Raw genomic sequence first — 20,302 nt, forward strand, 5'->3', positions numbered from 1 at the left:
ACCCAGGCGTTGTATCCCTCATGCTCGGCTTACGCCGTCGTTGTCGGTGAAGGCCTGATTAAAGCGGAGTGCGATTACACCGTATATATACGTGTGTGTACGGGATATCGGTTGAATATGTGCGGTGTGGCAACGTGTAGATAAACCACTTCGGTACCAGGGTTGATGACAGATGCTGGTACCAGTCATATCAATGCCCGGCAACGATAGTTTTATGCAACTAGACATTAATCGCATTCCTACCTGTAGGATTCGATATTTAGATGTTTCGTTGGGCAGATAGTGCAGTGGGTGTCTAGGAGAGAAGTGTTGATCAGTAACTACTATGTTACATAGTAGTTACTGATAAGCGATGCGACGTCACCCAGATACGCAGTAAAGCGACGAAGGTCGTTGTCTTGTAATACGTGAACCCCGAGTGCGCTACACGGAATCACGTAGTTGAGCATGGATTGCTTGTGTGTCTAAGTTATTCACACTGCGATACAGCGCACCCAATTAGCATGTAGCTTGCAGGGATTTGGAGTTCGACATCATTCGTTGAGGTGGTGACGTCGGGTCGGGTTGGGGTCGATCGCTGCTATCCTGGTACGAAGTTCGATCGCGGCCTCGGCCCCAATTAGCTGGGCCTCCGGTATCAGATAGGGTCTGTTGATCGAGATGAATTAGGAAAAGATGATTTTAGTGAAGCTGGTGAGGAACCGGAAATTAAGCTTTGCGCGAATGTCTCCGCGGTATATAGCACTACTGTACCGAGGTTACGGCGACGTCCTCGGGGTTGGAAGCTAGCTTGATGGCGAGCGTTCGAAGGAGACCCAACGTGGACGGATCAGGGGTGGGCGGCGGGAATGCGGTGAACCACATTGTCACTACCCTACACGAGGGTAACGTCGATGTCACTCTTGGCTGGTAGCAGTGTCGACAGTGCTCCAACCGGTCCTGCTCCGATAACAACAGCGTGTGATATCGCAGCTCCCGTCAATGGGTTTGGGCAATCCAACGTTGAGTCTAAGCCAGACTTCCCTATACGAGTTTGATGTGTAGAACTCTTGCCCAGCAAACTGTTGTTTCGACGTAGCGATAGCATCTTGGGTGTGTATCCCAGTGCCTACGAAGGAGGTGGATATACTCAGAAATCTCAGTGTCGCACACAGTGGTGGTGATGTTTGCGGTGCTGATAAGGCGAACGAGCAGTCATGCTGGTGGTTGTGTCGACCACACGAATCACCGAATCGATACTGAAACTTGGGCTATTCCAGTACTTTTTCGATATTAGTGAGCCAATCAGGGTACGGGAACGCATCGTCGCACTGATGTCGCTGGTATCGATGACGTGGTGGCATAGTCAGGGAACAATCGTTACGGTGGTCGATACCGTACTTAGTCCAATATGTTCTAACACGGTGCGGAAATAGCACAAATCGGCGTCAAAACCCTCGGAAGAGTAGTTTCTGCTGCTAAAATTCATGATAGCGGTCAGCGGCATGCTTCCGAAACGGATAATTACTGTGAAGATAACTTGGTGGTGTAGCGGTCGAGGTGTTGTCGCAATCCTAATATCACGATATCCGTCATACGTCGTACCGGATGTATCAAGAAGATGAATACATCACTGCCTAGTGCAAAATAGTCGCCTTCTACTGCTGTGTTGGCCGGTGGTATAATCAGCTCAACGTACGACTTGCGCCACTGTTCGTGAGGTGGACCCACATGAGGCGTCGGTTGCCACGGCCGAACCGTTCGGGCATTTTGCGGGTTTGATCCGAGGAGGTTCTTCGAAGTGTACCGGGAGTCGCCTTCGCGCCGGGCGGATTTGCTCAGTGGTGGTGTTAGCGGCAGGTAGCTTCGATTTCGAAAGGCTTATGGATCTGCTGACCGGCGTTGTCCAAACCACTGGCTGTCCCGGTGATTTGGTATGTGTTGCCGTTCTTGGTGGCACTGGCGTTTTCGCCGGGGATGCCCTCGGCGAAGGCCATGACCACACCGTCGATGGCGCCGAGGCCGGCGTTGTGGACTACCGATGCGTCCGGTTCTAAACCAACAATGACGCCAGTGATCATGTCGCCGATCGCGATAGAGAATTTGCCGTTTATCGTCGAGCACACGACTGGACCACTGATGTTTTGTAGCTGGCTGCCGATGGTGACCTTTGTTTCTCCAGTTGTTGTGGCGGGAGTGCTGCTCGACACAGCGGTAGGGCTGGGTCCTGTTGTGACGCTCGACGCTGTGGTAGCACTTGACGATGGGGCGGGATTCTGGGTGCCCCCACCGCAGCCCGCCACGCCGACAATGATCGTGACGCTGCCAACGGCGACTAACAACCCAGGCCTCACCAGGATTCTTCTTTTTCAGTGGTAATTCGCGATGGCTGCGTCCGCTGTTTGCGGCCGAGCTCGACGATAAATCTCTGCGTCTCTTCCCAGGTCGGTAGTAGGCCAGATGTGCATACGTCGTCAAGGTTGGGGGCCGTGGCATCGCGCTCGGATAAATGCGGGTCAACGCCGTGGACCACCGGCCAATCGATTGCCAGGGTCGGATCTGTAGCGCAGACGGTGTGCTCGCGCGTTGGGTTGTATTCCGCGGAGCATAGGTACATCACTGTCGAATTATCTTGCAATGCAAGGAATCCATGTGCTAGACCCTCGGAGATGTAGATGGTCTTCCGGTTGGAGCCGTTTAGCATAACGGAGGTCCAATGGCCGAATGTTGGTGAACCCAAACGAATATCGGCGACAACATCAAAAACCGAACCGGACACGCAGGTCACATACTTGGCCTGGCTCGGTGGCACTTGCGCGAAATGCAGGCCACGCAGCACACCGGCCGAGGATACTGAGCAGTTGGCTTGCCGGACGTCTAAGCGGTGACCGGCGAATCCACTGAACTCACGGTCTGTGAGCCATTCAAAGAACATTCCGCGGGAATCGCCATGAATGATAGGAGTGATCTCCCAGGCACCCGGAATGTCCAGTTCGCGGACGTCCATGTCACTGACCTCGTTCTTCGTAGCGCGCTTCTGCAGCGTCCTTCAACGGTCGCCACCATGATTCGTTGTCGCGATACCAGTCAATGGTGGCGCGCAATCCTTCGTCAAAGTCGGTGTGCTTTGGAGCCCAGCACAATTGGTCATACAGCGGGGTCGGGTCGATTGCGTACCGCAAATCGTGGCCGACGCGGTCGGTGACGTGGTCGAAATCGTTGGGGTCTTTTCCCATCATCTGCAGCAGCGTGCGCAGTACGGTCAGGTTGCTACGCTCGCCCTCGGTACCGATAAGGTAGGTGCAGCCGATCTGGCCTTTCTCAAGGATGCGCCAGACGGCGCTGTTGTGGTCGTCGACGTGGATCCAGTCGCGGACGTTAGCGCCGGTGCCGTACAACTTGGGCCGGCGGCCGGTGAGCACATTAGTGATTTGGCGCGGGATGAATTTCTCGACGTGCTGGTATGGGCCGTAGTTGTTGGAACAGTTGGAGATCGTTGCACGCACGCCGTAGGAACGCACCCAGGCCCGGACCAACATGTCGCCGGCGGCTTTGGTCGCTGAGTATGGACTCGACGGGCTGTAGGGCGTTGACTCGGTGAACCTCGTCGATTTGTCGAGTTCCAGGTCGCCGTAGACTTCGTCGGTCGAGACGTGGTGTAGTCGCACGCTATGGCACCGCACTGCCTCCAAGATGGTGAACGTCCCGATGACATTGGTATGCAGGAAAGGCTCTGGGTCGTCGAGCGCATTGTCCACATGGGTTTCGGCGGCAAAATGCACGACCACATCGGACTCGGCGACCAGCTGGGAAACCAGCTCAGTGTCGGCGATATCGCCCTGTACCAGCCTGATGGCATGGTCGACGTTGGCCAGCGACTCACGTCTGCCCGCGTAGGTCAGGGCGTCGAGCACTGTGACTGTGTCGTCAGGATGCTCGCATACCGCGTTGTGCACAAAGTTGGCACCGATGAAGCCGGCGCCGCCTGTGACTAATAGTCGCATGGTCAAACCCTAGCGGAGCCCTAGCCAAGTCAAGGTCCGGTCACGAATCGGTTCAAGCGACCCGGCCAGTGTTGTCATCCGTGGTGAGGATTTGAACCGGGATATGATCAGCGCCGGTCACCTGATCGTTGTCCGACCGGGTGACTTCTTTGTCGGAAAGGCCTAGCCGCTTTCAGATTTTTGTGGTAGATAGCCAGGGACCTACATGTCAAGCGCCTTACGACCCACCGCGTGGGTTTGGTTGGTGGTCAGTACCACTTTAGTGTTCAGGCGTCACGAACGCCGGCCGACGAGTTTACCGGCTTATGCGGTGGTTCTGGCTTGGTGAGGTTACGGGTGCATCTTGGCGCTGCGTTTGCGCCGTGAAGCACGAGGACCCAACGCCGTGACCACCCGGTCTTTGGCGGGCACGCAAAAGTCGTTGCATTTGTCCCGGCATGCTACCGCCGCACTGCAGTATTCGTGAGTCGCCTATGGATGGCCGACACCGATACCGCGGGAGTAACGATCCAGGTAGGCCTTAATCAATCCGATGAAACTACTCGGCCACTGGCTTGGCGGGTGTCGACCCAGGTAAATGTTGATAATGTCAGTGACCACTTGCAGCGTGGTCGTTGCCTCGAGGATTGGTTCGACCCAAGCCAGCTCGGCGGGCGGTGAGTCATACTACTCAGACGGCTCCGCAGCCTAACGACTCGATATTCTTGGGTATTACCACCCCGCGTCCAAACGATCCGAACCGGCCTAGATGGGGCTTCTCGGCTTTCGCACTGGCATGCGCATTGGTCTCAGAGTCGGTCATGGTGTCACCAAACTGGTGGCGTGCTATACTTGAACTTCAAGATTAACTCGCCTGGTGTCATGCATTCAGCGGCAATTTTGGTGAAGCCGAATGATGGAGTAAAGTAGGGCAACGGTGCTTCATTGCCCCTGCTTTTTGCGTGTTCAGTCCTGGAATTTTCCTGCTACCGGCCCGCGTTTGAAGTTGGTGTGAATGCTGCGCCGGTCCGGGCACTTAGAGTGGAACGAGCGGGAAGACAAGGACAGCCGGTAAGTAATGGCCAAGAGGGACGGCGCCATCGAGGTCGAGGGTCGCGTGGTCGAACCCCTGCCCAATGCGATGTTTCGTATTGAGCTGGAGAACGGTCACAAGGTCCTCGCCCACATCAGTGGCAAGATGCGGCAGCATTACATCCGCATCCTGCCCGAGGACCGGGTAGTGGTGGAGTTGTCGCCCTATGATCTGTCTCGGGGACGCATTGTGTACCGGTACAAGTAACGAGAACGCCCAGACCAGAGAACAGGATCGAGACTGCGGTGAAGGTGAACCCGAGCGTAAAGCCCATGTGTGACAAGTGCCGGGTGATCCGTCGGCACGGGCGGGTCATGGTGATCTGCGCGGATCCACGTCATAAGCAGCGGCAAGGGTAGCTCTGGCGCAAGCAACTGAATGCAGACCTCCCAATGCCATTGCGCGGCTGGTATCAATCAGATGGGCCGCTCAGCCATGCCCGGACGGAGGCCGGGGCCCGCACCCAAAGTCTTTAAATTTTGGGCGCAGGGAACGGACTGGGACCAAACCTCCGCTTGAGATAGATAAATGAGGAAACGCCACCCATGGCTCGACTAGTCGGCGTCGACTTGCCGCGCGACAAGCGGATGGAGGTCGCCCTGACCTACATCTATGGCATTGGCCGCACCCGCTCCAACGAAATCTTGGAGGCCGCCGGCATTGACCGGAACCTACGGACCAGGGATCTCACCGATGACCAGCTGACTCATCTGCGCGACTACATCGAAGCCAACTTCAAGGTGGAAGGTGACTTGCGTCGCGAAGTGCAGGCCGACATCCGCCGCAAGATGGAGATCGGCTGCTATCAAGGTCTGCGGCACCGCCACGGCCTGCCGGTGCGCGGCCAGCGGACCAAGACCAATGCGCGGACCCGCAAAGGCCCTAAGCGCACCATCGCAGGCAAGAAGAAAGCCAGATAACCCATGTCACCGAAGAAGGTAAGCGGGGCGAGTCCTAAGAAGGGACAGAAGACCCGTAAGCGGGAAAAGAAGAACATCCCGCACGGTGCAGCGCATATCAAGAGCACCTTCAACAACACAATCGTGACCATCACTGACCCGCAGGGCAACGTCATTGCTTGGGCGTCATCGGGCCATGTTGGTTTCAAGGGCTCACGGAAATCAACCCCGTTCGCTGCGCAGTTGGCCGCCGAGAACGCTGCACGCAAAGCTCAGGAGCACGGAGTGCGCAAGGTTGATGTCTTCGTGAAGGGCCCGGGTTCGGGTCGGGAGACCGCGATCCGGTCGCTCCAGGCCGCTGGTCTGGAGGTCGGCGCGATTGCCGACGTCACTCCCCAGCCGCACAATGGCTGCCGTCCGCCCAAGCGTAGAAGGGTCTAGGAGATAATCATGGCTCGTTACACTGGACCCATCACTCGCAAATCACGCCGGTTTCGCATCGACCTCGTCGGCGGCGACCAGGCGTTCGAGAAGCGTCCCTACCCGCCTGGCCAACATGGCCGTGCGCGGATCAAGGAAAGTGAATACCTCCTGCAGCTACAGGAGAAACAGAAGGCTCGCTTCACCTACGGCGTCATGGAAAAGCAGTTCCGTCGCTACTACGAAGAGGCTGTGCGGCAGCCCGGTAAGACGGGTGAGGAACTGCTGAAGATCCTGGAAAGCCGGCTCGACAACGTGATCTATCGCGCTGGGCTGGCACGTACCCGCCGGATGGCTCGTCAGCTGGTCAACCACGGGCACTTCAGTGTCAATGGTATGCATGTCAACGTCCCCAGCTACCGGGTCTCACAATACGACATAATCGATGTGCGGGGTAAGTCGTTCAACACGGTGCCGTTCCAGATCGCGCGGGAGACGGCGGGTGACCGACCGATCCCGAGTTGGCTCCAGGTCGTCGGCGAATGTCAGCGTGTCCTGATTCACCAATTACCTGAGCGTGCGCAGATCGATGTGCCGCTCACTGAGCAGCTGATTGTCGAGTACTACTCGAAGTAAAATGCAGACTTCATACCGCCGCATTCGCACCGGTATGAAACCTAGCGGCATCAAATAGTGGGTGCCGAGAAGGAGAAGTAACACCGATGCTGATCTCACAGCGACCCACACTGTCCGAGGACATTCTTACTGATAACCGGTCCCAGTTCGTAATCGAACCGTTGGAGCCGGGATTCGGTTACACTTTGGGCAACTCTCTGCGGCGTACGCTGCTGTCGTCGATTCCCGGCGTGGCTGTCACGAGCATTCGTATTGACGGCGTTTTGCACGAGTTCACCACGGTGCCGGGGGTCAAAGAGGACGTTACTGAGATCATCTTGAACCTCAAGGGTTTGGTGGTGTCCTCGGAGGAGGACGAACCGGTCATGATGTATCTGCGTAAGCAGGGGCCGGGTGAGGTCACTGCCGGTGACATTGTGCCGCCGGCCAGCGTCACTGTGCACAATCCTGATATGCGCATCGCGACGCTGAACGACAAAGGTAAGCTCGAAGTGGAGCTCGTAGTCGAACGTGGCCGTGGCTACGTGCCGGCGGTGCACAATCGGGCTTCGGGCGCCGAAATTGGCCGCATTCCAGTCGATTCCATCTATTCACCTGTGCTGAAGGTAACATACAAGGTGGATGCCACCCGGGTCGAGCAGCGGACCGACTTCGACAAGCTGATCCTCGATGTGGAGACCAAGAGTTCGATCACCCCCCGTGATGCGTTGGCGTCGGCGGGTAAGACGCTGGTCGAATTGTTCGGTCTGGCGCGTGAGCTCAATGTCGAGGCCGAAGGAATTGAGATCGGGCCGTCACCGGCTGAGGCTGACCACATCGCGTCGTTCGCGCTGCCGATTGACGACCTGGATCTCACTGTACGGTCCTACAACTGTCTCAAACGCGAAGGTGTGCATACCGTTGGTGAGTTGGTGAGCCGCACCGAGTCCGACCTGCTCGATATCCGCAACTTTGGGCAGAAATCTATCGACGAGGTTAAGGTCAAACTGCACCAGCTTGGTTTGTCGCTCAAGGACAGCCCGGCGAGTTTTGACCCATCCGAGGTTGCCGGATACGACGTTACCACCGGTACCTGGTCCACCGACGGCGCCTACGACGACCAGGATTACGCCGAGACCGAACAGCTCTAAAGCCTTTCGTATCTAGACAGGAGCGCCAGCAATGCCCAAACCCACCAAGGGCTCTCGCCTCGGCGGATCGTCTTCGCACCAGAAGGCCCTTCTGGCTAACCTGGCCACGTCGCTGTTCGAGCATGGCCGGATCAAGACGACAGAGTCGAAGGCTCGGGCGCTGCGACCGTACGCGGAGAAACTGATCACGCATGCGAAAAAGGGCACGCTGCACAACCGTCGAGAGGTCCTGAAGAAGATTCGCGATAAAGACGTGGTGCACGCCTTGTTCGCGGAGATTGGGCCTTTTTTCGCCGACCGCGAGGGCGGGTACACTCGTATCATCAAAATCGAGGCGCGCAAGGGGGACAACGCTCCGATGGCTGTGATCGAACTGGTGCGGGAGAAGACAGTAACATCCGAGGCTGGCCGGGCCCGTCGGATGGCCGTCACTTCGGCCAAAACCACGCAGGCCCAAGAGAAGCTGGACCAGACGGAGGTGACTGAAGCGGCGTCGACCGAGGAGGGCCCCGCCAGTGAGCCTAACGAGGTCGCCGAAAATTAGTGAGGATGTCCGTCTTAGGCTCGACATTGCCTACGAAGGAACCGATTTCGCAGGCTGGGCGGTCCAGACTGGACAGCGCACGGTCGCTGGCGTACTTGATGAAGCGTTGACGACTATTTTCCGCACGCCGGTGCGGCTGCGCGCCGCTGGGCGTACCGACGCCGGTGTACATGCCACCGGGCAGGTGGCCCACGTCGATATTTCCTGCGCCGCCTTGTCGAAGGTCTATCCACGTTCACCACGCGCCGGTGATCCGGAATTCCTGCCGCTGCTACGGCGCCTAGGTCGGTTCCTGCCCGCTGATGTACGAGTCCTCGATATCTCCCGTACACCAGTAGGTTTCGATGCCAGGTTCTCAGCTTTGCGGCGTCACTACCGGTATCGACTGTCGACAGCGCCGTACGGTGTGCAACCACACCAGGCGCGCTACGTAACTGCCTGGCCGCGTGACCTGGACCTGGCTGCAATGTCAGCTGCATCGCGAGATTTGCTGGGGTTGCATGACTTTGCGGCGTTCTGCCGTCATCGCGACGGCGCCACCGCCATACGTGAACTGCAGCGGTTGGACTGGTCGCGGGATGGTTACTTGATCACCGCGCATGTCACCGCTGATGCATTTTGCTGGTCGATGGTAAGGTCACTGGTAGGAGCGTTGCTGGCTGTTGGCGACCACCGGCGGACCACCGGCTGGTGCGGTGAATTGCTCACCGCGGCAAGCCGGTCCAGCGACTTCGTGGCAGCGCCGCCGCACGGATTGACATTGATCCGTGTCGACTATCCACCCGACGATGAACTGGCTGCGCGGGCGCTGATTACCCGGGACCTGCGCTCGTCGAGCTAGATCTTATGGGCGACGAAACTTGCGGCCTGGCTGGTCGGTGCACCTGCATCGCTTCGGTTTTCCGGAGGGACTAGGCATTAGCAGCTGCGGCCCACACCGGGCACTTGGATGGCCGTATTCGGCCAGCAACCTGGACTCAACAAAAGCCGCTGCCTGGGTGGTGTGTACACGGGGACGTAGCCCTCGGTGTGTCCGTGCCAACTCGTTGCCCGGACTGGCATGGCACATCGGGTCGTTGGGATTACATAAGTCGATCGCCTCGGCAGCGATCTGTCAGCACGGTCGGCCACATTGCCGAAAACGGCGACCGTCGCCACTTTGTCAGCGTATTGGGCTGGTAAAGTCCTTCCCCAGTTGATGCCGCCAATCGGAACCCTGCTGACAAAGTCGATCATATCTGCACTCTAATGAATAGCCGTCCGGCACCAAACCGGGTATTGAGGCATGATGACACCATGGATTTGACGTGTTAAATTATGTCGTTGGTGCCGTTATCGGTATGCAGTTACAAGCGGCTGGCGGCATAGTTCACCGCGTACACCCGGATGTTCATAACTGGTTTGCTCGCGCAGCGAGTCGACGAATATTTCGTCGACCTGGCCGATGCCTAATACCGCAGGCAAAGACCGCACTCGGCGGCTGGGCAGTCGTCTACGCAGGCCACCGGGACCGTGCGCCGGGTGATGGACGATATGGCAGTAGCGACTAGAGCGGGTGATGCCCAAGCCGATCCAGCACTGTATATGACGATCATACACGCCGAAATTTTACCCGTAACCAGACTGGAACAAACATTGCGGCTGTGGATGGATGACGCAGCAACGTTGGTTTGCAACCTACCGTGAGGTCCAACGCGGCCGGAACGGATTTGGGAGAAGATGATGCGTCATCCGAGCAGGATTGGTTCAACACCAGAATCCGCGTTACCTCGGATACCGTTCTCCGTCAACGTCGTCGATGCAGCCGCAACAGAGGCGCCACGTTGAGACGGCTGGTAGCGCATAGCCCGCATAGCCATCAGACCGCTGGACTTCTCGGGTTGCGCTCCTCCAAGATAGCGACGATCGTTGATATCAGCGTCACTACGGGCGCCACGGCAGGCAGAGTCATAGTCGATGACGGCGGTGTCGTACTGACCTGAGATGCAGTACAGGCTCTGGATCGGATGCGGATAACAGTGCCCTTTTCGAACTCGGATTGACGGCACCGTAACCCGTTTCCGATCTTTGGGTATCCTGTTGTTCAGAGGCGAGGTGCCTCCGGTTGTTGTGCTGATTATCGCCGTTCCACGGTGGTAGGTTAGATATGACTAACGAGTTGCCAGCGACGTTCGCGATGGTGGATATCGCGATTCCTCCATCGCCGGTGTTACTGCGGTCGCTATCGTCAGACTCTATTGCTATTGCTTTATGGAGCAGTCCGGATCAACATCAGATACCATAGAGCCGGCACAGAGAACAGGACGACCTGTCCGAGGGGCGTGACCAGGCGGTGCAGTCCGCTTACGCGGTGAGATAAGCCAAACCGTGAAATCGGATGGAAACGAATTGGGTGTCGACGTGGTCATATTTTAGTATCAACATAGCGACCGGAAGGTAATTAGGTGAGTGCGAACACATTGAGCATAGATTTTGATTCTATGTGCTTAGCTGCAGTCACAACAGACAGCCGAAGTGAAGAAATCCGGGTAATGCTGTAAATTTTATATTTGGTCGGATGAGCAGTATGTCGTCGGTGTAGGGTGGATTTGTGGTCGTACGCTTCAGCGATGTGGAGGATCGCTGGAACACCGATTCGCTGCGGTTTTAGCGTGTCTTGTGCACCATCGCTATAAACCATTCGGTATAATGAGGCTGTGTGGAGCCATGCCCGCCACATTGCCGTAGCCTGCGGAAACCTTATGATTGGGAGGGGATCGCCCGTGGATCCGGTGTGGTCCGAATAGTTTCGGCGACATGAATACGCCATTCGCCGGAAAATCCACACACGTCGGCCCGCTTCACCGCCGTGCTGGAACACTTGAGACCACAAATCGCGCCCGTTGCGGCGATGGTGGACTCATGCAGCGGCGGCTACTTGCCAGGTTGAGCGGCTCAAGTGGCATCAGGCGGCCACCGCGCTCAAGCTCAATGAGATCCTGGCTGACTTGGCTAATGCAGTACGCGACGGCGCCGATGATATGGCCAACATTGACCGTCGGGCTGTCGGCGTCTGGGTAAGGTAGCTACGCCCAACAGATCTGTGTGGTCTCGACAGAGACAGAGCCGTCGGGGCCACGCAGTCATTTTGACCTGCGGGGATGCACGTCGGTAAACTCCGCCCTTGGCGTGCGGGTACACGGGGATCTCAGGTCAATGTCGGTCGCCGAGACCAACCCCGCGTTGGACCAACCAGGGCCGTCGGATCGGCACCCGGGTCATACCGGGATCTAGGAACCGGGTTAAACCTGAAACGAGAGGGGTAAGCGCTGTGTCTACATACGCGCCCAAGGCGGGTGACAGCACGCGGTCGTGGTATATTATCGATGCCACGGACGTGGTGCTTGGCCGCCTTGCTGTTGTAGCGGCCAACCTGTTGCGTGGCAAGCATAAACCTACGTTCGCTCCCAATGTCGATGGCGGTGACTTCGTCATCATTATCAATGCTGACAAGGTCGCCATCAGCGGCGACAAACTGCAGCATAAGATGGCTTACTTCCACTCAGGGTATCCCGGTGGCTTGCGCAAACGCCCCATTGGTGAGTTGATGCAAAAGCACCCCGACCGTGTCGTAGAGAAAGCTATCGTCGGCATGTTGCCCAAGAACAAGCTCAGCCGCCAGGTCCAGCGAAAGCTTCGCGTCTATGCCGGGCCAGAGCATCCGCATGCCGCTCAACAACCGGTCCCATTCGAGATTAAGCAGGTGGCGCAGTGACCGAGCCTAGTAAAGCCGCGGAGATTGCGATGGAGACTTCAGCTGCCAAGCACAGTGAATCGTTCGTGTTTGAGCGACCCATCCAGACTGTCGGCCGCCGCAAAGAGGCTGTCGTGCGGGTGCGGCTGGTGCCTGGCACTGGCAAGTTCGATCTCAACGGTCGCAGCCTGGAGGACTACTTCCCGAACAAGGTGCACCAGCAGCTCATAAAGGCGCCGTTGGTGACCGTCGAGCGGACAGTGAGCTTCGACATCTTCGCTCTCCTGCACGGCGGTGGCCCATCGGGTCAGGCCGGGGCGTTGCGCTTGGGCATCGCCCGGGCGTTGATTATGGCGTCACCGGAGGACCGGCCCACCTTGAAGAAAGCCGGTTTCCTCACCCGTGATTCACGCGCCACCGAGCGCAAGAAGTACGGCTTGAAGAAGGCTCGTAAGGCGCCGCAGTACAGCAAGCGCTGATTGGTGAGTACTTTCCTGGCCGCGACTTGGAGTCCTCCGCTAGCGGAAGACCCCAAGTTCGGTTGCAACTGTGCATCGTTGTTTGCCGTTGCCGGCGTGTTGACGGCTGAGCGTACACGGTTTCGGCCAGAAAGACATGAGTACGTAGAGCTTCAGAGCCGTTAACTGTGAGAGGTTTGTCCGCATGGGTCGACTATTCGGCACCGACGGTGTTCGTGGAGTGGCCAATCGTGAGTTGACCCCTGAGCTGGCACTGGCGCTAGGCGCGGCGGCGGTACGACGCTTGGCCAGTTCGGGCGAACCGGGGCGGCGGATTGCCGTGATTGGTCGCGACCCGCGAGCCAGTGGCGAGATGCTCGAGGCTGCTGTTATCGCCGGCCTGACCAGTGAGGGTATTGACGTACTGCGGGTCGGAGTGCTCCCGACACCTGCAGTGGCGTATCTGACCGGCGCCTACGACGCCAACTTCGGGGTTATGATCTCGGCGTCCCACAACCCGATGCCCTACAACGGCATCAAGATTTTTGGACCGGGTGGCCACAAATTGGACAACGACACCGAGGACCAGATCGAAGACCTAGTTGCCGGTGGGCCCGGGTTGCGCCCGGCTGGCGCGGCGATCGGCCGTGTCATCGACGCCGAGGATGCCGTGGAACGGTACTTGTGCCACGTGGGCAAAGCCAGCACCATTCGACTCGACGGCTTGATGGTGGTCGTTGACTGTGCCCATGGCGCAGCCTCGTCGACAGCACCGCGCGCATATTGCGCCGCCGGCGCCCAGGTTATTGCGATCAATGCCGATCCCAATGGCATCAACATCAACGACCGCTGTGGCTCGACGGACCTGGATTCGTTGCGCTCTGCGGTACTTGTCCACCGCGCTGACCTAGGTCTGGCGCACGACGGAGATGCCGACCGGTGCCTTGCTGTTGATGCCAACGGTGATCTTGTCGACGGCGACGCGATTATGGTCGTGTTGGCGCTGGCGATGCACGAAGCCGGCGAACTTTCGTCCAACACGCTGGTGACTACCGTGATGAGCAACCTGGGGCTGCACCTGGCTATGCGTTCTGTCGGCGTCACTGTGCGTACCACCGGCGTTGGTGACCGCTGTGTGCTGGAAGAATTGCGTGCCGGTGACTTCAGTATTGGCGGCGAGCAGTCCGGCCATATCGTGCTGCCCGCCTTGGGCTCCACCGGCGACGGTATCGCCACGGGGCTGCGATTGATGACCCGCATGGTGCAGACCGGCTCTTCGTTGGCCGCCCTCGCGTCGGCGATGCATGCGTTACCGCAGGTGCTCATCAACGTCGAGGTTACGGACAAGGTCACCGCTGCCACTGCGCCCTCGGTGCAGAAAGCGGTCGCGGCTGCCGAGGCCGAGTTAGGAGATGCAGGTCGAATCCTGTTGCGTCCTTCAGGAACTGAGCCGATGATCCGGGTCATGGTGGAAGCGACCGAAGCGGATATCGCGCACCGAGTGGCAACGCGAGTCGCCGCAGCAGTGAGTGCTCAGGGCTAACCTCTCCGACGCTGGCACTTAGACGCGATGTCGGGCGTCAGATTAGGTATGAGACCTATGGCCGATACCAGTATCGGCATTGTGACGGTACATGCCGTCGTCGACCGGTTAAGCGCTGCGGCTGAACATATAGACGATACCATCGCCGATCATCTGACTAAGCTGGCTTTTCGCGACGCCAGCGTTGGTCGAGTGCTACTTGCCCACGGCGAGGCATTACGTGCTGGACTGGATTGACTGGCGGCGTAATTACCACAGTGGTCACGTGCAGTCGTCGAGATCGGCGTCGCTTTGCGGGCCGGTGCGGGCTGCTATGCTACGGCAAGGATCGTTTGGTCGTGGTCGAGCAGTTAGACGTCGCCGAGTGTTTCGCTGAGGGCCGGTCCGTTGACGAGCACACGTAAAGTACGTGCGCCCCTTCCAGATCCGTGACTGGCGTGACAATGAAGATGGCCTTGACCTTCGAGCGCTTGATCATGATTGTGTGTAAATGTGCTCGGCGTGCGTCGCGGTCACCGAGGTGCTGCGGATACAGTGTGCCCTGGTTGTGGAGCTGGCGGCGGTGGGAAACGGGGGGCGAGAGCGGATTTCACGTCCGGTTTCTCCCGGCCTATCGTGACGCCGGAAACACGGTGGCCACCGAAGTCCGTGTGGCTGCCCAGTTGTACGAGTCATTGCGCGACAACTTGTGGTATCTACTCGACTCGAAGGTAGTCATCGCCATAGGCGATCGCACGCTCGCGTAGTGGCTGGAATGGTTGGCCGCAGCTGACGCAGTCACGAATCGGGGTGAGGGGATCGGTTGACGACTAATCAATTAGTTTATCAATAGATTAAAGCCCTACGTGGACAACTGTGTTCGCAACTATTGGCTGACCACGATGCGTTCGACGCTGGGCCGACGTCGTGGCGTCCTACGACATGGTGACCGACAAGCTGGCCGCCCTGTCGCCCGTGTATTTCAAAGTTCCTGGGTGACCTTGGGTTGGTATGGGAACTGGTCTAGCCAGCTCCGGTGAGCACACCAACAAAGGTGGCGGTGGCCGCTCCCGCCGCTTTTCCGGCTTCCCAATTGGGTGCTGCGCCTACTTTGATCCACGTCACCACGTGGGGTCAAAGGGGCTTCTGGCAAGCTCCGGACTTCTCGGTGGACAGAGCAATCTTGGTGGGCTTGCCAGTCGGATCATTGAAGCGATGGGTGGTCTGCTGGGATTGGGAGGCTAAACAGCGGCCCAATTCGTCGGCGCTTGACGATTGGTTGGGTGAGTCTCCCTTCACCGAGGACGCCGCCAACGATGATGCTGATGACGTCCCCGATGCCAAGGTCGACGAAGGCGACGAAGCAGCTGAGGCGGACAGGGTCGAAGAGTCTTCGCCCAAGGAGGAGTCCTCGTCGGGTGGTGTACACCATTGGCCAAGAGGACTCCTAGGAGCGCCATCGGTTGATACGTCGTTGGTTGGTAATCGACTCTGCGCCTCTACCGTGAGATGGATCAACTCCGTGTGAGATCGGCTTTGGGCGAGCTTATGCAGGCAGGGTGTAGTGGCAAGTCAGGCCGGCCGTAGCTGCAGGAGTTGCTTGACGTAGCGTACGGACTCAGCGGGGTCTGCTGCCATCGGGCTAATCAACAGCGTGGTTATGCTCGCTTCAGCGAAAACGGCTAAGTGTTCGGCGATGAATCTGCGTGAGCTGACCAGCGGGATCCCGCGCATCAACTCGTCGGGCATCATGCTGACGTCCGTTCAGCTGCAGCTCCTGGATCCGTTCAGCGATCCCGTCGAACCCGTAGCGTGTTGCCAGGATGTGACAGAAGGTGCGCCCTTTGGTTCTCATTCCGTCGATGTACAGGGCTAGTAGCGGCTTGGCCCAGGTAAGTTGACCATCGACACCGTCACCGATGGCGAACGACACATGCACCATTACGTCCACAGCAGCCCCAGTGCAGGATCCCGCTTGACAGCGCCGGCCGTTAATGCTTCACTCCAGACCGACTCGGCCTTCTCCGGATAGAATGAAGACCGGCTGCCAGCTCTCGGTGATTTCGGCTGTAAGCTCAGCTTTTTCGTCTCCAGTGCTGTGATCGTGATCGGAATGTGCTTATGCACAGGGTGATTGATGGGCTGTAACGCTTTGTCTAATTCTGTTCCGCGTTCCGCGGATAATGATATCCGCTAATGTTTGCCATTGTATTGCAGTCGGTTTCGGTTCCACACTTGTCGATAGACTTCCACGATTTTGCAGGTGCGGCCCAGCGGTGCATCAAACTCGACGCCGTGAAACCCCTCCAGCACTTGCGGTCCGGATGTGCCGATACCGAGATCGGATAGGCCCTCGGACACGAAATCTAGACTCGCCGCAGTCATGGTCAGCCACGACAGCGTGCGAATGTACGGAGGAAACACCCCGGACACCAATTCTATGGTAGTTATTTTGACGGCCACGTAGCCCAGCTGGCTGACCGTGTCGAAGGAATACGCTTCGGGGCTACCCCTGCGACATCGAGGTTGGCCTTTTCAGTTCGACGATGTAGTTGGCAGCTTGGTGAAACCCACCCGAGTAATCCAGCGCAGTGCCTATTCACACCAACGACAGATAAACGACAGATATCATTATGGCAGTATCCCGCTGCTGTCGATCCGTGTTACTTTAGCAGCGCGACGATCTTCTGTTCGAGGGTGACCGGTGGCGCCTTGGGGTTCACCGGGGCTGTCTGGCGCAGATGTACGTCGGGGTCGGCGAAGTCGCGGTAGTCTTTGTTGCCGCCAAGCGCATAGAGCAGGTAACCGGTCAGTAGCGACCGAACCGCTTTTTGCGTCGCGCGGTGCGGGCCGTCCAGCCCGATGACTTTCGTCAGTTGTCGTCCCTCCACTAGACCGCCGGCTTTGGCTTTGCTGACGACGCGCAGGGTGGCACTATCCCACGCGTGGGACAGCGATAGAGCGTTTGAATTCAACGTCTTCGGATCGCTCGGTGCGGTCAAGATCAGACCCGGGACCGTGCACTTCGCTGCCAGTTGTTCGGGCGTTGGACCCGTGACTGTCGGGAAGATCGCCACCGCGCATTTGACCGGCAAGCCGGCCAAGCCAGGCAGCCTGGCTGCGGCGAACACGGCGGCCGACCCACCGAAGCCGTGTCCTACCAGGCCGAGCTTGGCGGGGTGCACGCTGATATTGCCGGGACCCAGCCGCACACCTGTTACGATGCCGAGGGCCGAACTGAGATCGAAGGCCAGATTGAGCACCGAAGGGATTAGGCCTCGTTGGGTGTCAGGAGCGCCGACCACGATGCCCCACGACGCTAGATGTTCTAATAGACCTGCGTACCGGGCGGTACCGGTAAGCCAATCGTGACCAAACGCGACGCCGGGCAAGTGCAAGCCCTTATCCGGAGTATACACTACCCCTGGTAAACCGGCAAAGGACAAGTCACCACGCAAAACTCGGTACGGGCCACGGCGGCTGAGGGCTGCGATGAGCTTGCGGGTGTGGGCCACCCATCGACGGTAGCGCACTGGTCAGCCTTGTGCATCCTCCACTGCAACGGCTGCACTACCCTCATTAGGTATGTGTGGAATTGTCGGCTATGTCGGGCAGCGTTCTGCCTGTGAGGTCGTCATGGACGCACTGCGCAGAATGGAGTACCGTGGCTACGACTCGTCGGGACTAGCGCTGATTGATGGCGCAGGCAAACTGACTGTTCGTCGTCGTGCCGGTCGGCTTTCCAATTTGGAGTCGGCGTTGGCGGAGATGGTTCCGACGTTGCTGGCAGGCAACGTCGGCCTTGGCCATACCCGGTGGGCCACCCATGGTCGCCCCACCGACCGCAATGCGCATCCGCACCGCGATGCCACCGGCAAGATCGCCGTTGTCCACAACGGCATCATCGAGAATTTCGTCTCCCTTCGTCATGAGCTGGAGAACGCCGGTGTGGAGTTTGCTAGTGACACCGACACCGAGGCTGCTGTGCATCTGGTGTCCCAGGCGTATCGCGATGGCGAGACAGCCGGTGATTTCGTCGGCTCCGTGCTGGCGGTGTTGCGCCTGCTGCAGGGCCACTTCGCCCTGGTGTTCGCCAACGCTGACGAACCCGGAACCATTGTGGCTGCGCGTCGCTCCACCCCGCTGGTGCTCGGGATCGGTGATGGTGAGATGTTCGTCGGCTCCGACGTGGCTGCGTTCATCGAATATACCCGGCATGCGGTCGAAATCGGCCAGAACCAGGCCGTGGTGATCACCGCAGACGGCTACCGGATCAGCGACTTTGACGGTAACGATGACGCCGTAAACGCCCGCACATTACGTATTGACTGGGATCTGGCAGCCGCCGAAAAGGGCGGCTATGAGTACTTCATGCTCAAGGAGATCGCCGAGCAACCTGACGCTGTAGCCGACACGCTGCTCGGGCATTTCGCTGCTGGCCGGGTCGTACTCGATGAGCAACGATTGAGTGACCAGGAGCTCCGTGAGGTCGACAAGGTGTTTGTAGTCGCCTGCGGTACCGCATATCATTCCGGGTTGTTGGCGAAATATACGATCGAGCACTGGACGCGGTTACCCGTCGAGGTGGAGCTGGCCAGCGAATTTCGCTACCGCGACCCCGTCCTGGACCGCAGCACGCTGGTGGTGGCAATTTCTCAATCCGGTGAAACCGCCGACACCTTAGAAGCGGTCCGACACGCCAAGGAGCAGAAGGCCAAGGTGCTGGCGATCTGCAACACCAACGGTTCCCAAATCCCACGCGAGTGTGATGCGGTGCTATACACCCGCGCCGGACCAGAGATCGGTGTTGCTTCAACGAAAACCTTCCTGGCCCAGGTCGCCGCAACCTATCTGCTCGGGCTGGCGTTGGCGCAGGCCCGTGGCACCAAGTATCCCGATGAGGTGCAGCGCGAGTACCGCGAGCTGGAAGCGATGCCCAACCTGGTGGCCCGGGTCATCGCGGGAATGGGGTCAGTGGCTGATTTGGCCTATCAGTTCGCCCAGTCGACGACCGTGTTGTTCCTGGGTCGCCATGTCGGTTACCCGGTGGCGTTGGAAGGTGCGCTGAAACTCAAGGAGTTAGCCTACATGCATGCCGAGGGTTTCGCCGCCGGCGAGCTCAAGCACGGCCCTATCGCGCTGATTGAAGACAACCTGCCGGTTATCGTCGTCATGCCCTCCCCCAAGGGGTCGGCAACGCTGCATGCTAAATTGCTTAACAACATCCGGGAAATCCAGACCCGCGGAGCGGTGACGATTGTGATCTCGGAAGAGGGCGACGACACGGTGCGTCCTTATGCTGATCATCTGATCGAACTCCCCGCGGTGTCAACACTTTTGCAGCCGTTGCTGTCGACCATCCCGCTACAGGTGTTTGCTGCGTCGGTGGCGCAGGCCCGCGGCTACGACGTTGACAAGCCGCGTAATCTGGCCAAGTCCGTCACCGTTGAGTAAACGGCGCTGGGCTGTTCGCGGTATCGCGATTTTATCGGCAGCGCCCTGCTGACCGTGTGCAAGGCAGAACGTTCTCCTGTCCACGACGGTCATTCAGCACCATGTCGATAAACGGCGGTGGGATGTCCTCTTCACCAGGATTGTCCTGAAAGGCTTGGACTTCACCGCGGTCAGGATCCTTATCGGTCTGTTCTGCTACACAACAGCCGTGATGCTTCGGCCTGACCGCTAGGTTCGGGTAGCGGTGGTGTAGGTCGGTGAGACCACTATCGCCGACTCATTATCGTCGTCGGCTTGCACTTAAAAACCATGGGCAGCAAAGAATTCCGCTGTACTGGCGGTGGTCGTATGACACCCGCGGTCGACCAGATAGTCGACCACTTCTGGCATGGTTACTGGTATGCCATAGATAGGCCACCTTTACGTCGATGCCATGTTCGCGTCATCAATT

General features: G+C 58.4%; 21 protein-coding genes and 3 pseudogenes. 16 read left to right on the forward strand and 8 right to left on the reverse strand.

What is annotated here, in order from left to right:
* Window positions 1-1,829 precede the first annotated feature (1,829 nt).
* The 4 genes and pseudogenes from MUBE_RS08850 to MUBE_RS20250 form a co-directional block, all read right to left on the reverse strand.
* The gene (locus tag MUBE_RS08850; protein ID WP_116540242.1) at window positions 1,830-2,333 is read right to left on the reverse strand and encodes a lipoprotein LpqH; all 504 of its coding nucleotides are present in this window, start codon (window positions 2,331-2,333) and stop codon (window positions 1,830-1,832) included.
* Window positions 2,330-2,986, reverse strand: coding sequence for a dTDP-4-dehydrorhamnose 3,5-epimerase (gene rfbC / locus MUBE_RS08855; protein WP_116540243.1), 657 nt, complete (start codon window positions 2,984-2,986; stop codon window positions 2,330-2,332). Before rfbC ends, MUBE_RS08850 begins: the two co-directional genes overlap by 4 nt.
* Window position 2,987: 1 nt before the next feature.
* Window positions 2,988-3,983, reverse strand: coding sequence for a dTDP-glucose 4,6-dehydratase (rfbB, locus tag MUBE_RS08860; protein WP_116540244.1), 996 nt, complete (start codon window positions 3,981-3,983; stop codon window positions 2,988-2,990).
* A gap of 52 nt (window positions 3,984-4,035) precedes the next feature.
* Window positions 4,036-4,785, reverse strand: a pseudogene (locus tag MUBE_RS20250) (LLM class F420-dependent oxidoreductase).
* A gap of 255 nt (window positions 4,786-5,040) precedes the next feature.
* Here MUBE_RS20250 and infA point away from each other — a divergent pair.
* From infA to truA, 8 genes are all read left to right on the forward strand, one after another.
* Window positions 5,041-5,262, forward strand: a complete 222-nt coding sequence (gene infA, locus MUBE_RS08870) for a translation initiation factor IF-1 (RefSeq protein ID WP_116540245.1) — start codon at window positions 5,041-5,043, stop codon at window positions 5,260-5,262.
* Between the two features lie 38 nt (window positions 5,263-5,300).
* Entirely contained in the window at window positions 5,301-5,414 is a 114-nt protein-coding gene (rpmJ, locus tag MUBE_RS08875; protein WP_116540246.1) for a 50S ribosomal protein L36, read from the forward strand.
* A gap of 186 nt (window positions 5,415-5,600) precedes the next feature.
* Window positions 5,601-5,975, forward strand: coding sequence for a 30S ribosomal protein S13 (gene rpsM / locus MUBE_RS08880; protein ID WP_116540247.1), 375 nt, complete (start codon window positions 5,601-5,603; stop codon window positions 5,973-5,975).
* Window positions 5,976-5,978: 3 nt separating this feature from the next.
* Window positions 5,979-6,395, forward strand: coding sequence for a 30S ribosomal protein S11 (gene rpsK / locus MUBE_RS08885; RefSeq protein WP_116540248.1), 417 nt, complete (start codon window positions 5,979-5,981; stop codon window positions 6,393-6,395).
* A gap of 9 nt (window positions 6,396-6,404) precedes the next feature.
* Entirely contained in the window at window positions 6,405-7,010 is a 606-nt protein-coding gene (gene rpsD, locus MUBE_RS08890; RefSeq protein ID WP_116540249.1) for a 30S ribosomal protein S4, read from the forward strand.
* A gap of 86 nt (window positions 7,011-7,096) precedes the next feature.
* Window positions 7,097-8,140 carry a DNA-directed RNA polymerase subunit alpha gene (locus tag MUBE_RS08895; RefSeq protein ID WP_116540250.1) on the forward strand — a complete coding sequence of 348 codons (1,044 nt, stop codon included), beginning with the start codon at window positions 7,097-7,099 and terminating at the stop codon, window positions 8,138-8,140.
* A 31-nt stretch (window positions 8,141-8,171) separates the two neighbouring features.
* On the forward strand, window positions 8,172-8,684 hold the full coding sequence (gene rplQ / locus MUBE_RS08900) for a 50S ribosomal protein L17 (RefSeq protein WP_116540251.1): 513 nt from the start codon (window positions 8,172-8,174) through the stop codon (window positions 8,682-8,684).
* Complete coding sequence (truA, locus tag MUBE_RS08905; protein WP_243632959.1) at window positions 8,656-9,525, forward strand: tRNA pseudouridine(38-40) synthase TruA; 870 nt, start codon at window positions 8,656-8,658, stop codon at window positions 9,523-9,525. The genes rplQ and truA overlap by 29 nt, the downstream gene beginning before the upstream one ends.
* A gap of 491 nt (window positions 9,526-10,016) precedes the next feature.
* On the opposite strand, the gene MUBE_RS20255 is transcribed toward truA, so the two are convergent.
* Window positions 10,017-10,283, reverse strand: coding sequence for a hypothetical protein (locus tag MUBE_RS20255; protein ID WP_133297090.1), 267 nt, complete (start codon window positions 10,281-10,283; stop codon window positions 10,017-10,019).
* 128 nt (window positions 10,284-10,411) lie between these two features.
* Entirely contained in the window at window positions 10,412-10,732 is a 321-nt protein-coding gene (locus MUBE_RS08910) for a hypothetical protein (RefSeq protein WP_116540253.1), read from the reverse strand.
* 759 nt (window positions 10,733-11,491) lie between these two features.
* On the opposite strand from MUBE_RS08910, the pseudogene MUBE_RS08920 reads away from it, so the two are divergent.
* The 7 genes and pseudogenes from MUBE_RS08920 (at window position 11,492) to MUBE_RS08950 (ending at window position 15,925) form a co-directional block, all read left to right on the forward strand.
* A pseudogene (locus tag MUBE_RS08920) lies at window positions 11,492-11,749 on the forward strand (WXG100 family type VII secretion target).
* A gap of 245 nt (window positions 11,750-11,994) precedes the next feature.
* A complete protein-coding gene (rplM, locus tag MUBE_RS08925; protein ID WP_116540254.1) occupies window positions 11,995-12,438 on the forward strand; it encodes a 50S ribosomal protein L13 in 444 nt (147 codons plus the stop codon).
* Between the two features lie 29 nt (window positions 12,439-12,467).
* Window positions 12,468-12,896, forward strand: a complete 429-nt coding sequence (rpsI, locus tag MUBE_RS08930) for a 30S ribosomal protein S9 (protein ID WP_116540275.1) — start codon at window positions 12,468-12,470, stop codon at window positions 12,894-12,896.
* 184 nt (window positions 12,897-13,080) lie between these two features.
* On the forward strand, window positions 13,081-14,418 hold the full coding sequence (gene glmM, locus MUBE_RS08935) for a phosphoglucosamine mutase (protein WP_116540255.1): 1,338 nt from the start codon (window positions 13,081-13,083) through the stop codon (window positions 14,416-14,418).
* Between the two features lie 57 nt (window positions 14,419-14,475).
* Window positions 14,476-14,655, forward strand: coding sequence for a hypothetical protein (locus tag MUBE_RS17905; protein ID WP_243632960.1), 180 nt, complete (start codon window positions 14,476-14,478; stop codon window positions 14,653-14,655).
* Between the two features lie 299 nt (window positions 14,656-14,954).
* Entirely contained in the window at window positions 14,955-15,164 is a 210-nt protein-coding gene (locus tag MUBE_RS08945; protein ID WP_133297091.1) for a hypothetical protein, read from the forward strand.
* Between the two features lie 269 nt (window positions 15,165-15,433).
* Window positions 15,434-15,925, forward strand: a complete 492-nt coding sequence (locus MUBE_RS08950) for a hypothetical protein (protein WP_133297092.1) — start codon at window positions 15,434-15,436, stop codon at window positions 15,923-15,925.
* A gap of 44 nt (window positions 15,926-15,969) precedes the next feature.
* Here the strand turns inward: MUBE_RS08950 and MUBE_RS08955 are convergent.
* Window positions 15,970-16,996 (reverse strand): annotated as a pseudogene (locus MUBE_RS08955) (LLM class F420-dependent oxidoreductase).
* A gap of 64 nt (window positions 16,997-17,060) precedes the next feature.
* Window positions 17,061-17,912 (reverse strand): dienelactone hydrolase family protein, encoded by an 852-nt coding sequence (locus MUBE_RS08960; RefSeq protein ID WP_165849789.1) that lies wholly within the window; start codon window positions 17,910-17,912, stop codon window positions 17,061-17,063.
* Between the two features lie 70 nt (window positions 17,913-17,982).
* Here MUBE_RS08960 and glmS point away from each other — a divergent pair, with 70 nt between their 5' ends.
* Window positions 17,983-19,851: a glutamine--fructose-6-phosphate transaminase (isomerizing) gene (gene glmS / locus MUBE_RS08965; RefSeq protein ID WP_116540259.1), complete on the forward strand. Its 1,869-nt coding sequence runs from the start codon at window positions 17,983-17,985 to the stop codon at window positions 19,849-19,851.
* Window positions 19,852-20,302: the final 451 nt, after the last annotated feature.

Source organism: Mycobacterium uberis (genome assembly GCF_003408705.1).
Taxonomy (GTDB): Bacteria; Actinomycetota; Actinomycetes; order Mycobacteriales; family Mycobacteriaceae; genus Mycobacterium; species Mycobacterium uberis.